The organism is Streptomyces sp. NPDC008086 (genome assembly GCF_042957325.1).
In the GTDB taxonomy this organism is placed as follows: domain Bacteria; phylum Actinomycetota; class Actinomycetes; order Streptomycetales; family Streptomycetaceae; genus Streptomyces.
The window spans coordinates 49969-63822 of the sequence record NZ_JBIBIA010000003.1; the positions used below are offsets into that span (position 1 = coordinate 49969).

The window sequence follows — 13854 nt, forward strand, 5'->3', positions numbered from 1 at the left end:
GGATACGGGGATGCGGTGATGCGGGGACGACGTGAGGATCGGACGGGGATGGGACGTCGTCAGCCGACGGCCGGAAACGCGCGGGGCTCATGGGCGGCCACGCGAGACCGGGCGCCTGTCGGAAAGAAAATGCTGAGTGAGCGGGTATGCGTCGCGCGTCAGATGCCCAGCATCTGGTTGAGCTCGTCCAGGGACTTCACCGTCACGTAGTCGTAGCCGTGGGTGACCGGGTCGCAGCCGCGGTCCAGGAGGACGAGATTGCGGAAGCCCATGTCGTGCATCGGCATCAGGTCGTAGCGGGTGTGCGAGGAGACGTGCACGAAGTCCTCGGGGGACGCGTCGAGCTGGTCGAGCATGTACTCGAACGCGGCGTAGCGGGGCTTGTAGTAGCCGGCCTGCTCCGCGGTGAAGACCGCGTGGAAGTCCGCGCCGAGCCGGGGCACGCTCTCCTCCAGGAAGGCATCCCCGGCGTTGGAGAGGATCACCAGCTTGTAGTTCTCGCCCATCTTCTTCAGCGGTTCCGGCACATCCGCGTGCGGGCCCCAGCTGCGCACGCCGTCGGCGAACCGCTTGCCCGCGTCCGGGGCCGCCTTGATGCCCCACTTGCGGCAGACCCGCTCGAAGGAGTCCTGCAGCACCTGCTCGTAGGGGTAGTACTCGCCACGGACCTGGTCGTAGCGGTAGCCGCGGAACTCCTTGACGAACTGGTCCCAGTGCTCGGCCGGGATCTGGTCGCCGACGAGTTCACGCGTGATGGGGGTCATCGGCCACTCGATCAACGTGCCGTAGCAGTCGAACGAGACGTACTTCGGGCGGAACTGGAACGAGGGAATGGGCATGGAAGTGCTCCACTTTCTTGCGTCGGGGAACTGGTCAGGGCCAGCGCGGACCCTTTTTGGACATGCTCACGACGGAGATGTCGGGAGTGGGGTGATGCCGTCGACGATCGCCGGGGATCAGGCGGCGCCGACTCCTGCCGGAGCGAGGAAGTCGACGGGGTGCTGCGTGGTGCCGTCGAGCGCCAGGTCGGCGGCGATCTCTCCCATCGCGGGCGAGAACTTGAAGCCGCTGCCGGAGAACCCGGCCAGGACGATGATGTCGTCCTCGCCGGGGAGATGACCGACGAGCGGGTTCCCGGATGTGGTGTAGCCCTCCATGTAGGCCGACATCCTGATGGGGTCGGGGTTCAGGTCGGGCATGAGTTCACCGATGAGCTCGCGGAAGACGCCGAGTTCCTCGGGGCGGACCGTACGCTCGAGCCGTTCGGGCTCGGGCACGGGCGCATGGTATTTGAAGGAGAGACCGAGCTTGACGGAGATGCCGTCGGGCGACGGGATCCCGAAGCAGTCGTGGGGTGTGGCGCGCACGAAGGAAGGGGCACCGCCCGCGAACCAGTCGTGGCGTGTGGGTAGGTGCCAGGAGCAGATCACCCGGCGGATGTCGATGGCCTGGGGGAGGTCCGGGAGCAGGGTGTTGATCCACGGGCCCACGGTCACCACGGCGGCGTCCACGTGGTCCGTGCCCTGGTCGGTGACGATCTGCACCCCGCCGCCCGCGGCGGGGACGACCTCGCGCACCGTGGTGTAGCGGTGCAGCCGGGCGCCCAGCTGTTCGGCGCGGGAGGCGGCGGCCTGGATGGACGCCTCGGGCCTGATGACGGCGCCCAACCGGTCGAGGACGGCGGTGTGTCCGTCCGGGAGCCGGTGCTGGGGGTAGCGGCGGGCGAGTTCCTCCCGGTCCAGTACCTCGTGATCCAGCCCCTGTGCGGTGCTGGTGGACAGGAGGAGGCGCATGGACGGTGAGGCGGTCTCCCCCATCACGAGGCTGCCGCTGCGGCGTAGCAGCGACCGGCCCGTCTCCGCCTGGAGCTGCTCCCACATCCGGTTCGCGAGCCGCAGCAGCGGAACGTATCCGGGCTCGCCGAGGTGGGCGGCTCGGTAGATGCGGCTCTCGCCCCCGGCCGCGCCGCGGTCATGGCCCGGCGCGTACCGGTCGTAGCCGATGACCTCGGCTCCGCGGGCGGCCAGTCGCCACATGGCCTGGCTGCCCATGCTGCCGGCGCCGATCACGGCGACGCGCTTGGGGATGCTCATGAGGTCGCTCCTTTCTTCCGGTTCGTCCCGTGGGAGTGGCGTTCACTATCAGCCCGGGAAACATGCAGGTCAACGCTGTGTGCCGCCGTGCGGCAGGGGGAGATGGCTCAGAGGAGCCCGATCAGCTTGTCGGTGAACTCGGCGGTGGTCGCCGTTCCGCCCAGGTCACGGGTGCGGGTATCGGTCTTGGCCAGAACCGCGGCGATGGCGTCCGTGATGTCCCTGGCCGCGGCGGGATGGCCGAGGTGGTCGAGCATCATGGCCGCGGACCAGATCGCGCCCAGCGGGTTGGCGATGCCCTTGCCCGCGATGTCGGGTGCGGAGCCGTGCACCGGCTCGAACATCGAGGGGAAGTCCCGCTCGGGGTTGAGGTTGGCCGCCGGGGCGATGCCGATGGATCCGGCGACAGCGGCCGCGAGGTCGCTGAGTATGTCGCCGAAGAGGTTGGAGGCGACGACGACGTCGAAACGGGCCGGCTCCAGGACGAACTTGGCCGCGAGCGCGTCGATGTGCTCCTGGTCCCAGGCGACCTGCGGGAACGAGGCGGCCCGCTCGGTGACGAGCTGGTCCCAGAACGGCATGGTGTGGATGATGCCGTTCGACTTGGTCGCGGAGGTCAGGCGGCCGCCGCGCCGGGAGGCGAGCGTGAAGGCGTAGTCCAGCAGGCGTGTGACGCCGGCCCGGGTGAACACGGCCTCCTGCACGGCGATCTCATCCGGGAAGCCACTGTTGAGCCGGCCGCCGACCTCGCTGTACTCGCCTTCCATGTTCTCCCGCACGACGACGAGATCGACCTCGCCCGGCCGTGCGCCGCGCACCGGACTGTCGATGCCTTCGAAGACTCGGATGGGCCGGAGGTTGACGTACTGGCGGAAGCTGCGCCGGATCGGGATCAGCAGCCCCCACAGCGAGACATGGTCGGGCACCCCCGGGTATCCCACCGCGCCCAGCAGGATCGCGTCCGCCTCGCGCAGCTGGTCGATCCCGTCGGCGGGCATCATGGCGCCCTGGCGCAGGTACCGCTCGCACGACCAGTCGTACGACTTGTAGGACAGGCTGAAGCCGTGGCGGCGGCCGAGAACATCGAGCACCTGCTGCGCCGGGGGCAGTACCTCGGCGCCGATGCCGTCGCCCGGGATCAGGGCGATCCGGTGGTTCGTCGTCATGGCGTCGATTGCAGCAGGACGGTCCCTGGGGCGTCCAAGACGCAAAGCGGATCTGCCTTATAAGCGGGGCCTATCAGCTGTCGGTGGCCGAGGTCGCGGCCGTGACGAACGCGGCGGCTGCGGGCGACAGGCTGCCACGGCGGGCGACCAGAGCGATGTCCAAAGTGTTCTCCGGCTCGATGTCCAGGACCCGGGCGCCCAGCCGCCCGGCGAGGTCCCGCCAGGAATCCGTGACCACCGCCAGCCCCACCCCGGCCAGCACCAGGGGCATCAGCGACACCCGGTGCTCGGTCTCGACGGCGACAGCGAACTCGATGCCCTGCTCCCGCAACGCGTCGACATAGGCACGCATCCCGGTACCCGACTGCCCGACGATCAGCCGCTGTCCCGCAAGCTCCCGGCTCTCCACCGCCCTGCGGCCGGCGAACGGGCCGTCGGCCGGCACCACCAGCACAAAACGCTGCCGCCCCAGCGCATGGGAGACGACCTCCTTGTCGGAAAGAGGACCGGCGGACGCCAGGAGCCCCAGCTCCACCGCACCCGTGCGCACCATGTCGATCACATCGCGCGACGTGAACGCGGCATTGATCGCCACGGAAACGCCGGGATAACGGCGACTGAAGGCACTGACCATGCTCGTCAGCGGCTCCACCGCCTGCGACGGCATCGCCGCCACATCCAGGCGCCCCTCGCGCAGCTCATGCACCGCCGCAACACTCGCCCGCGCCGTCTCCAGACTCCGCACCGCCTCCCGGGCCGGCTCGATCAGAGCCCTTCCCGCCTCCGTCAGCACAGCCCTGCGCCCGATGCGATGGAACAGCTCCGAGCCCAGATCACGCTCCAGCGCCCGCACGGCCTGGGACAGCGACGGCTGCGACACGTACAGAGCCGACGCCGCACGGTTGAACCCCCCACGATCAACAATCGCAAGGAAGTACTCCAGCTGCCGAATGTCCATACGCGCCCTCTGCCCTGGAAGAAATCAACCGACGACTCGATCGGTCCCGACCATGGTGGCGTGAAGGACCGCCTCGACGAAGTACGGACCACCGACGCACTGGCCGTAATCCTCACGAAGCGCGGGGTACAGCCACCTGAGACACTCAATGGCCGGCAGCGGCAATCGGTCACAGCGGGTCCCGGCCTGAGGTTCGAACAAGCACTGGGCTTCTCGCATGTGCCGTCACCGACAGGGCCGCCCCCCTCACACTCAATACCGCAGCGCCCCGGATCATTGCGGTCCCTACCGCCGCTCCCCCGTGCGCTCCTCCCGGACAAAGGCACCGACGCCCAGAACCCGTCCTGTGGATCACTGCCGCGGCCGGGGACCGGCCGATGCTCCTTGCGGATGCTCGTTGATCCAGGACAGGCCGCCGATGTCGAGTCGGCGCCGAGTGCGGGTGACTACCACATAGGCCAGACATGCCTTCTTGTCGTCGATCCGGCAAGCCGTACCTTGACCCGTGTCGCCGGCGGGCCGTCGGAGGGCGGGGTGAAATCGTCGGCGATTTTCACCCTGTGCCCATTCCTGGCCTTGTGCGCGGTGGAGACGGTACCTCGGCCTGGTTTTCAAGGGCGAGATAGGCGACGGCGGCCAGGATGGCGTCCGCGCCGATGGACCAGCGAAGCAGTACCCGGCATCTTCGTCGGCAGCGTCTCCGCCCGCGTCCGCGACCAACTCTGGCAGGCCGCCACTGAAGGAACTGCGGCACTGGAAGAGCCACGTCATGGTGGAACTGCTGCTGGAGGCACGCGTGGTCACGCGAGAACGCCGCCTTCTGACATCTCACAGCGACATTCGCCAGTCTGGAGCACATCCCTTCATATCGGCCTCCTGTGCCGGCCGACGACACCAGCGGCTTCACCGTGCTGCCGAAGAGATGGCTGGTGGAGCGCACGTTCGCGTGGCTGATGCACTCACGCCGGCTGGCTCGCGACTACAAACACGCACCGACACCTCGGAGGCAGTGATCCGGTGGTCGATGAGCATGGTCACGAGCCGCCGACTCGTGCGACGGGCACACCGAACAGCCCCGGTCGTTCTTCTGCCAGCCAGCCCCGCGCGGCCAGGCGCCTCGCCTTCGACCGCAGCCCTTCCACCTTTGCCGGGACCGGCGCCAACCCGACTGCCGCCGCGAGTTGCCGGCAGTCCCTCGCCTCGCCGTGCGTCCCGCTCCCGACGGCCAGAACATCCATGATCCGCTGGTAGTCCGGCGCGAGAACCGTCGGGGCGAGCCCTTCCTGCCAGTGCGGCACCACCGAACCGGGCACCGCCGCCGTGACCCGCACCGGCCGCCCGTCGGCCACCACGGCCGGCAGCACGTCCTCGCCACCGCGAGGCTCCGCCAGAACCTCGCCCCCCGTCTCACGGGTGATCACGAACCGTTCCCACACGGCCTCGGCCTCCCGCAGCTCGGCCTGGAGGTTAGCTGGCTCCGTAAGCGATCCACGCGGATCAGCCCCGCTGACCTGCGAATTCTCGCGCGGTGTACGGAGCCGCGTACAGTTTTGACGCGCCTGCGCCCCAGCTTCGACACGGCGAGCTTGCACCCTCACAGGCAGGGACGCGACGCTCCAAATGGCGGGTTCCAACTCCCCGGTGGCTGCGGACTCCCACTCCCCCAAGCCTCCAGACCGCCCTGACCAGCGCAGACTCGCTCCGCCGGATCCACCCGCCAATAGAGAATCCTTCGACGATCACTGGATTCCGGAACGATCACTGAACTCGCACTTCAGAGAGCTCCCTGGCTCTTGAACCTCCACGGAAATCCCAGCTCAGATCAATTCGCCACGACGACCAGGGGGCCTGAAACGATCACTAGATCAGCAGCACAACCGCATCACTCACGCAGTGATCCTTCGCGGATTTGTCACACAGGTCCGAGCCCTGTGGACCGGGGCAAGCCGGGCTCCAAGATGCACATCCTGTCGGACGCGAACGGACTGCCCCTCCTCGTCGGCCTCTCCGCCGGCAACACCCACGACAGCGAAGGGCTGAAGCCCATGATCGAGGGTCACCAACGAGACACGACCCCCACCGAGGCCGGTACTTCAAGCCCCAGCGCCTACACGCGGACAAAGCCTACGACCGTGCCGACCTGCGCAGATGGCTCAGATGGCTCAGATGGAAGCGCATCGGAGTGCGCATCGCCGGTAAAGGCATCGAGTCCAGCGAACGATTAGGGCGCCGCCGCTGGGTCATCGAGCGGACGATGTCCTGGCTCTCTGGCTATCGACGTCTTAGCCCTCGCTACGAGCGCCATCCCCGCAACTACCTGGCCTTCCTCGGGCTGGCAGCCGCCCTGTGCTGCTACAAGCGACTCGTCCGCCTCACCAAAAAGGACACGGTCTTATCCGCCAATCAGCCATCACCGCCATCCACGACGGCACCGAACGCATCACCAAAGCCGCCCTCGAAGCGGTGCAGTCGACCACCTCGCCGAACAACACAACCGCCCCACCCACAACCGCTAACCCCCGCCCACCGAACAGACAAAACAGCGCCGACCAGCACCAACCGAGCCTTTACACGCCAGCGAAACCCACAACGAACCCGGTCCCACTCCGCCACGCACAACACAACCCCAGCTCACACCCCGAACTACCCGCTGGAACCACGCACCCGGCCACTCTCAACGAACCCACAACACACCAGGCCAGCAACCCCGCGATACACCAACAACCCCCTCCGAGCGTTAGGACTCGAATGGGCTGCGCCAGCCAGGAGGCCGACATGATCGCCCGCTCAGAGAAGGCAGAGAGCAGCACGCAAGGCGGACAACCGCCTCGATCGGGGATGATCTTGCCTGGCCGGGGCACTCAGGAAGAAGCGCCATCGCAACACTGGAGGCCGCCATGCTCCTCATCGGCATCATCCTGCTCGTCATCGGCTTCATCACCGGCATCTCGATCCTGTGGACGATCGGACTCATCCTCGCGGTCATCGGCGCGGTCCTGTGGATCATGGGCTCCATGGGACACGCTGTCGCCGGCCGCCGCCACTATTGGTGATCTTCTCCCTCACCAACTCGGCGACGCCCCGCCCGCCGGGCCGGGTGCAGCGGGCCACCCGGGCACGGAAGCGAACACAGACGTGCATGGACTGCGCCGCGGCTGACCATAGGACGGCCGACCTGGCCAGCCCGCTGCTGCCTGTCGACACCCACGGCGCCCACGTGCCAGACCCGTAGGCGCCTCGTCCGTTCGCACTCCGCTGGGCAGCGTGACTCAACGTGAGGAGGGCATCCTGCTGGGTGAAGCCAATGCCCTTCTCAGAGGGCGTTTGAGGTAGGCAGACTGCCCTTGATGCCCTAGTAAGTTCGTCGCCAGGTGGGGGTGGTCTCGTCCGTTATGCGCCTGGCGAGGTTCGGGCTGGCCGAAGACGAACTCGCCGCCGTGCTTGGGCGGCCGGCCGCCCTTGGCGGTTGTAGACGCGCGGCGGTGTCGGCCGGCGCATCACCCGGTCCGAGCGCAGCCGTCCAAGGATCTCCACGGGCAAGCTGGCCAGCAGGTGAGCGATGCGCGGGGCGTCGTACCCGGAGTCCAGCACGATGAGGATCTCAGGATCTCCCCCTCACGCCACTGACCATCAGCGATGAGCCGATCGACGACCTCGCGCAGCTGGAGGGTGGTGACTGCGACGAGGTCACCGCCCGGCTGAAGACGGATCGCGTCGAGTACCGCGGTCCAGGAGGTGCCGCCGGTCTCCAGCGCGGCCACGACCGAGTACTGCCAGCCCGGAATCGTGGCGACTACTGCTTCCCGAAGTACTTGCACCGCTTCACTCAAAGTGCTGGCGTCGCTGGCGTGCTCGAACAGAGCCGCAAGAGCGATTCCACGGTTGTTGAGGCGTTCGACACGGTCGGAGTGGTCATGGGGCGTGGCGGTGAGTGCCTGCTGGCACACCGTCACGGCTTCCCGAACCGGATCGGCCTCGCCGGTATGCCCGGTCGGGTCCGAGCGGCGGGCCGGATCGTGCCCCTGTCCGGCCGCGCGGCCGACTAGGCAATCGGCCGTTGCATGGTCCAGGAGCCATCCGTACCGATGCGCTTCGCCCGGATCGAGCCCTCAGTCTCCCCACTCCAGCATTCCGACGTGCGCGGCACGATGAGAATCCGCCGACCCACACGAGAACCCGTGAGAATCCCACAGCTTCAATGCGACAGGCCACGATCGTTCGTCTCACATTGGTGGCCCATGGGCCGGACAAGGGCCACCAACAATGAAAAAAGGACATTCCGAATGCGGACCTACACCTCGTACGGCTCGGCAAGGGCGCTGGCCTCATCCGGAGTCGGCAGGATGCGCCAGTGCAGATCGCGGCGGCCGGCCGGCCAGAAGCGCCCCACCCGCTCGAAGAAGTTCTCCACCCTCGCCCCTCATGTCGCCTGCGGATCCTGCCCATCCTCTCGGCGCCGCACCAACTGCGCCATTCCCCAACACACTTATGGCCGGGGAACCTTGGGAGAGGTGACGGCCGCAGCCTGAGGAACAGCCGCGAACAGGTCAGCGACTGAGGCCCGCGAGCACCACCAGGTCCAGCAGCTCATCGAAGGGCGTCCTGCACCGCACGCTGGTCCTGCACGTCGGTGAGGCTCATGCCGGCCAACGGACCGCCTTCCGGCCTCGCGTAGAAGAAGAGCTGCTCGCCCGGCGGCACTTGAAGCGGTCGTGAGATCCGTTCAGCCGATGGTGAAGCGCTGGTTCTGGGCGTTTCGGTCACAGCGGGCAGTGCGGTAGTAGCCGTCGTCCTGCTGGTAGAGGCAGCGGCCCGTGCCGACGCTTTGGAGCATGACGGCGCTGCGAGGGGCGGGCTGGACGGTGCGCCACTTCTGGTATGAGCCGCCGTTACACCGCAGGGGGTAGACGTCGCCCCGGTCATTGCTGTCTAGGCAGCGGCCCCAGTAGTTGTTCTTAAGAGTGGTGTTGGTGTTGAGGCTGCCGTTCCACTGCCAGAGGAGGCTGCCGCGTCCGCTGGTGCAGCGGTCGCCCTTGAGTTCGGTTTCATCGGTCTCGCGCAGGCAGTCACCGTAGCGGTAGTTCGCGAAGCGGCTGGTGGTGGTGGCAGCCGAGGCGGGTGTGGGGGTGAGGAGAGGGAGGGCGAGGCCGACTGCAGCGATGAGGGCGGCGAAGGCTTTCCGGGACGGGCGGCGCACTGGGGTCTCCTTACAGTGGTTTTCAGAAGTACCTCGACAGGATCCCCGAACACCACCGCCTGTGCCTGAAAAATGGGGAAAACCCCGGATCGAGCCGCTCATGCCAGCCGATCCGGTCCGGGGACGGTGCTGGGCCCTCACCGCAGCACGCTCGAGGCCATCGCCTGGGAGTACCGCACCAACTCGCCCTGGGGGACCTCCCCGAGGAGCTCGGCTCGTTCCAGACGGCCCGTAAGCGGCTGATCAGGTGGGCCGTCGACGGCACGTGGGAGAAGAACTTCGCCGCCGTCCTCGCCGCAGCGGATGCCGTCGACGACATCCGCAGCCGCCACCGACAACGAGGGCTTGCCCAGGGGCAGCTGGGCAAGCCCTCGCGCTGCTGGGTGGCTGCACGGGTCAGCTGCGCCAGCGTCCGAGCCAACCGCCGGCCTTCGAGGCCTGCGCCGCCTCCTCCTGGAGCTCCTGGCGCTCGCGTTCGGCCTGTTCGGCCTGCCGTTCCGCCTCGAGCGCCCGGGCCTTGCAGTCGTCGCACAGGTGCGGGTGGCTGTCCCCGCGGCCCCAGTCGACCGCGATGCCGGCCTTCCACCGTTCGTCGGTGAACTTCACCCCGCAGTCGGCGCAGACGGGGCGGCGGGCTTCCCGCTCGGCAGCCTCCTGCTCAGCCCGGCGTCGTTGTTCGGCCTGGTGCGCCTCCTGTTCGGCTTTCCAGCGGGCTTCCTGATCGGCTTCGGCCGCGATCTGGCGGGGGTTGCCGATCGCGTCCCAGAGCGGCTGGAACGACTCCCGGCTCCAGGACCCGCGGCCGAAGCGCCAGAAGATCCGCCCGGCCGGGCCGTGTTCGCGCAGCAGGTCCAGCGAGGTGGCCACGATCGGTATCTGGCACTCGTAGGTGTGGTAGCCGCCGCGTGCCGGGAATCCCCGCCGAACGTCTTGCAGCCCCGGCCAGGGGGCGGGTCGGGAGGACTTCCAGGGCGTGGTGCGGCATCGTCACCTCTCTTTGCTGCCGGGTGCCGGTGGGTACGGCAGACCGGTACGCAGGTGCTGGGCGTGCAGGAGGGGACGAAGACCTGCCATCCGGTCAGGGCCAGGTCGGCGGCGCCGTCGGTGGTGGCGTGCGCGAGGCAGCGCTGGATGCGTCGGCGCCGCTGTTCGGCAGGGGGCAGCCGGCTGAGGTCGTAGACGGCCGCGTCTGCTCGGGCAGGCCAAGTTGGCTGTATCGAGGGCCGATCGGCAGCAGTATCCAGGATCCGGGCGGGACGTCCGGGGCCAGGTCGGGACGGGGGCAGCGGGTTCGGCGGCTCGTCTGGGCTACGCAGCGGACGGCCTCCACGGGGCCGCCGGCGAGGCAGTGGCCCAGAAGCATCCGCACAAGAGGACGGTCGGGGCCGTCAGTCGCTGCACGCGTGGGAGCAGCCGTGGGGATGAAGACACCAGTGTCGATCAGGCGACGGGTTCGTACGGCAAGTTGGCGGCGCACCGACGTGAGGGCCGGGCTGATCCGGCAGATGGGCGTGCACTGCGGGCAGAGCACGGCATGCGGAATACGGCACCATGCGCTGCCGTCGCCGTGCGGGTGAGCGACGCCGGAACTCAGGTGCCAGTGGCAGGAGGCAGGAGCGTGGACGGTGGCCAGTTCGGCGGGATGCAGGGCGATGGGACGCCCGTCGGCACGCGGGTAGAGGTCGATGCGGTTGCCGCACCGGGGGCAGCGGCCGCTACCGGCGCGTAGCAGGCGGCTGGGACTAGTCGGCGGCCACCGCAGCGGACGGCGTGCCAGGGCGGTCCGAGAGCTTCCGTCCCACTGGCAGCCGGGGGGTGGAGTGGGAGCGCAGGACAAGGACCGTGCCAGGCGACCCGCCCGAGCGCCGGGACGGCGGACGGGCAGTCCCCCGGGCAGCCCAGCCCCTGCCTAACAGCGACACGGCTCAGCGGGTGTGCGTTCTATGCATGATCGCCGGTTCGGGTGATTTGCACAGCGCGCAAGCCTGACGCGGCCGCAGTCAGGTGCCCTTGGATTGGGGCGGGGTGTGGCCCTCACAGGGCGAGCCGAGCAGCCGCTCGACGGGGCGGCACATTGGCCGGCGCGGAGAACACCACGTCCCGCGGCGACGGTACGGAGCCGAACTGCACGGGCGCCTGGACGGCCACGTCGACGACCGTCTTCGGCCGCACCGTGGAGCTGCGCTACAACAGCACCACCCAGTGCGCCTGAGGTCGCAGCTCCTGGAGTCGGCCGTCCGGTCCGTCCAGGCCGGTCGGGCCAGCGGCAGTGCGGGAGAGTGAGGGTCAGGCGCCGCGTCGTACCCGGGCCGCCTTGCGGGCCTCCGCGAGCTTGCTCGCCTCGCTGCTCTTGCGGGACGACCTGGCGCCGGAACCGCGCTTCGTGTCCTTGGTGCTGCCGAGGCCGCGGAACGGGGCGTTGTGGTTCTTGGGGCGCGGTCCGCCGTCGAGAGGCTGTCCGGAGGGTGCCCTGGCGCCGGTGATCCGGCTCAACTCGGCTTCGCCGGAACGCGCTTTGGTGACCTTGGGGGTGACACCGGCATCCGTCATGACCTGGCTCGTGTCGCGGCGCTGTCCCGATAGGGCGAGTGTCACGACGATGCCCGAGCGGCCGGCCCGGGCCGTGCGGCCCGCGCGGTGCAGGTAGTCCTTCGGGTCGGTGGCCGGGTCGACGTTGACCACGAGGTCGAGGTCGTCGACGTGCAGGCCCCGTGCGGCGACGTTCGTCGCTACCAGCGCGGTGACCTGCCCGTTCTTGAACTGGGCCAGGGTCTTGGTGCGCTGCGGCTGGGACTTTCCGCTGTGCAGGGCGGCGGCGGGCACGCCACTGGCCCGCAGATGCCGCGTGAGCTGGTCGACGCCGTGCTTGGTGTCCAGGAACAGCAGGACGCGGCCGTCCCGGGCGGCGATCTCCGTGGTCACGGCGTACCGGTCCGGGCCGTGCACGACGAAGACGTGGTGCTCGATCGCGGAGACCGCGCTGGACGAGGGGTCCACGGAGTGCACGACGGGGTCCCGGAGGTAGTTCTGCACCAGCTGATCGACATCGCGATCGAGCGTGGCGGAGAACAGCATCCGCTGGCCGTCGGGACGCACCTGGTCGAGGATCTCGGTGACCTGCGGCAGGAACCCCATGTTGCACATCTGGTCGGCCTCGTCCAGAACCGTGATGCCTACCCGTCCCAGTCGGCAGCCCTTGCGCTCGATGAGGTCGTGCAGCCGACCGGGCGTGGCGACGACGATCTCGGCGCCGTCCCGCAGCGCGGCGGCCTGCCGGCCGATGGACACCCCGCCCACCACGGTCGCGAGCCTCAGGCGCAGTGCCTCGGCGTACGGGGCGAGCGCCTCGCCGACCTGCTGCGCCAGCTCCCTGGTGGGTACCAGGACGAGCGCCAGCGGTTCCTTGGGCTGTGCGCGTCGCCCGGAGGTCCGCGCGAGCATCCCCAGGCCGAAGGCGAGCGTCTTGCCGGAGCCGGTGCGGCCCCGGCCCAGGACGTCCCGTCCCGCGAGCGCGTTCGGCAGCGTGGCCGCCTGGATGGGGAAGGGCACGGTCACGTCGCGCTCGTCGAGCGCCCGCAGGATCTGGGCCGGCAGCCCCAGCTCCGCGAAGGACGCCGCCGAAGTGGTGTCCGCCACCTCGGCCATGTCGTCCTGCTGCCGGGCATCGGAACGTACTGATTCGCTCACAGAAAGCCTTCCTCCGAAGGGACCGTACCGAGGAAGGCGCGGCGGGGACGCGGCCACCAGCCGGGGACATCGAATGGACCTCCGACACAGCCACGCCGCAAACGGAAAAGGTTAGCACGGGTCATGGCACCCGAGCCGCCCGCGATCACGCCGCTCAGCCCTTGGTCGGGGCGTCGACCAGGGCAGCGCTGCCGACCTCGCCGATCGGGTTGGGCAGAGCTCGGCCGTCGATGTGCCCTGACACATGTCAGGAGCGCGGCCCGACCGCGTGTTCCTAGAGTCGCGATGACTGGCGGGGCCAGTTGCGACCAAGGGAGACACGCATGCGCAAAATATTCCGTGGTGCCACAACCTTCGCCGTCGCGGCCGTGACGACGATGATGATGTCGGTCGGCGCGACCAGTGCCCAGGCCGACGACCTGACATGGGCCGGCTGCCCGTACGGATCCGTCTGCATCTACCCCCAGGACCAGAACCCGGCCGTCAGCCCGTCCCACATCTTCACGGCCTACGGTGCGCACAACCTGAGCAACCAGTACGGCAACCACTGGGTCCTCAACAACCAGTACGGCGGCGCGTTCGCGGACCTGTGCCACGGATACAACGCCACGCGCTGCATCTCCCGATCGATCCACGAAGGGGCGGGCGTCTACGCGGACCTCACACCGATCAACTCGGTCTGGCTCTGGACGGCGTAGGAGCCTCTTGGAGTTTCGGTGCCGGGCGTCAGCCGTGCCCGGCACCGAAACCATC

13 protein-coding genes and 4 pseudogenes are annotated in these 13854 nt (G+C 68.7%); 7 read left to right on the plus strand and 10 right to left on the minus strand.

Annotated elements, in window-relative coordinates:
- Positions 1–158 precede the first annotated feature (158 nt).
- The 4 genes from ACFZBP_RS10470 to ACFZBP_RS10485 all read right to left on the minus strand — a co-directional run bounded on the left by ACFZBP_RS10470 (position 159) and on the right by ACFZBP_RS10485 (position 4217).
- Positions 159–839: a haloacid dehalogenase type II gene (locus tag ACFZBP_RS10470; RefSeq protein WP_391411750.1), complete on the minus strand. Its 681-nt coding sequence runs from the start codon at positions 837–839 to the stop codon at positions 159–161.
- Between the two features lie 117 nt (positions 840–956).
- Positions 957–2093 carry an N-methyl-L-tryptophan oxidase gene (gene solA, locus ACFZBP_RS10475; protein WP_391411752.1) on the minus strand — a complete coding sequence of 379 codons (1137 nt, stop codon included), beginning with the start codon at positions 2091–2093 and terminating at the stop codon, positions 957–959.
- A 107-nt stretch (positions 2094–2200) separates the two neighbouring features.
- The gene (locus ACFZBP_RS10480; RefSeq protein WP_391411754.1) at positions 2201–3259 is read right to left on the minus strand and encodes a tartrate dehydrogenase; all 1059 of its coding nucleotides are present in this window, start codon (positions 3257–3259) and stop codon (positions 2201–2203) included.
- A gap of 73 nt (positions 3260–3332) precedes the next feature.
- Positions 3333–4217, minus strand: a complete 885-nt coding sequence (locus ACFZBP_RS10485; protein WP_391411756.1) for a LysR substrate-binding domain-containing protein — start codon at positions 4215–4217, stop codon at positions 3333–3335.
- Positions 4218–5101: 884 nt separating this feature from the next.
- Here ACFZBP_RS10485 and ACFZBP_RS10490 point away from each other — a divergent pair.
- A pseudogene (locus ACFZBP_RS10490) lies at positions 5102–5203 on the plus strand (IS5/IS1182 family transposase); the annotation flags it as partial.
- A 48-nt stretch (positions 5204–5251) separates the two neighbouring features.
- Here the strand turns inward: ACFZBP_RS10490 and ACFZBP_RS10495 are convergent.
- Positions 5252–5638 carry a hypothetical protein gene (locus tag ACFZBP_RS10495; protein WP_391411758.1) on the minus strand — a complete coding sequence of 129 codons (387 nt, stop codon included), beginning with the start codon at positions 5636–5638 and terminating at the stop codon, positions 5252–5254.
- A gap of 492 nt (positions 5639–6130) precedes the next feature.
- Here ACFZBP_RS10495 and ACFZBP_RS10500 point away from each other — a divergent pair.
- Positions 6131–6594, plus strand: a pseudogene (locus ACFZBP_RS10500) (IS5 family transposase); the annotation flags it as partial.
- 520 nt (positions 6595–7114) lie between these two features.
- Positions 7115–7270, plus strand: a complete 156-nt coding sequence (locus ACFZBP_RS10505) for a DUF6131 family protein (protein ID WP_391411761.1) — start codon at positions 7115–7117, stop codon at positions 7268–7270.
- A gap of 354 nt (positions 7271–7624) precedes the next feature.
- On the opposite strand, the pseudogene ACFZBP_RS10510 reads toward ACFZBP_RS10505, so the two are convergent.
- A pseudogene (locus ACFZBP_RS10510) lies at positions 7625–8002 on the minus strand (transposase); the annotation flags it as partial.
- Between the two features lie 63 nt (positions 8003–8065).
- Here ACFZBP_RS10510 and ACFZBP_RS10515 point away from each other — a divergent pair.
- Positions 8066–8263, plus strand: coding sequence for a hypothetical protein (locus ACFZBP_RS10515; protein ID WP_391413052.1), 198 nt, complete (start codon positions 8066–8068; stop codon positions 8261–8263).
- Between the two features lie 677 nt (positions 8264–8940).
- Here ACFZBP_RS10515 and ACFZBP_RS10520 read toward each other — a convergent pair.
- Positions 8941–9414, minus strand: coding sequence for a hypothetical protein (locus ACFZBP_RS10520; protein ID WP_383460156.1), 474 nt, complete (start codon positions 9412–9414; stop codon positions 8941–8943).
- Between the two features lie 100 nt (positions 9415–9514).
- Here ACFZBP_RS10520 and ACFZBP_RS10525 point away from each other — a divergent pair.
- Positions 9515–9734, plus strand: a pseudogene (locus ACFZBP_RS10525) (transposase); the annotation flags it as partial.
- A 76-nt stretch (positions 9735–9810) separates the two neighbouring features.
- On the opposite strand, the gene ACFZBP_RS10530 reads toward ACFZBP_RS10525, so the two are convergent.
- Both ACFZBP_RS10530 and ACFZBP_RS10535 read right to left on the minus strand, forming a co-directional pair.
- Positions 9811–10281, minus strand: coding sequence for a hypothetical protein (locus ACFZBP_RS10530; RefSeq protein WP_391413054.1), 471 nt, complete (start codon positions 10279–10281; stop codon positions 9811–9813).
- A gap of 211 nt (positions 10282–10492) precedes the next feature.
- Entirely contained in the window at positions 10493–11251 is a 759-nt protein-coding gene (locus ACFZBP_RS10535) for a DUF6083 domain-containing protein (RefSeq protein WP_391411763.1), read from the minus strand.
- Between the two features lie 237 nt (positions 11252–11488).
- Here ACFZBP_RS10535 and ACFZBP_RS10540 point away from each other — a divergent pair, with 237 nt between their 5' ends.
- The gene (locus tag ACFZBP_RS10540; protein WP_391411765.1) at positions 11489–11626 is read left to right on the plus strand and encodes a hypothetical protein; all 138 of its coding nucleotides are present in this window, start codon (positions 11489–11491) and stop codon (positions 11624–11626) included.
- Positions 11627–11700: 74 nt separating this feature from the next.
- On the opposite strand, the gene ACFZBP_RS10545 is transcribed toward ACFZBP_RS10540, so the two are convergent.
- Positions 11701–13059 (minus strand): DEAD/DEAH box helicase, encoded by a 1359-nt coding sequence (locus ACFZBP_RS10545; RefSeq protein ID WP_391412980.1) that lies wholly within the window; start codon positions 13057–13059, stop codon positions 11701–11703.
- 365 nt (positions 13060–13424) lie between these two features.
- Here ACFZBP_RS10545 and ACFZBP_RS10550 point away from each other — a divergent pair, with 365 nt between their 5' ends.
- Positions 13425–13799: a hypothetical protein gene (locus ACFZBP_RS10550; protein ID WP_391411766.1), complete on the plus strand. Its 375-nt coding sequence runs from the start codon at positions 13425–13427 to the stop codon at positions 13797–13799.
- The last annotated feature ends 55 nt before the right edge of the window (positions 13800–13854 follow it).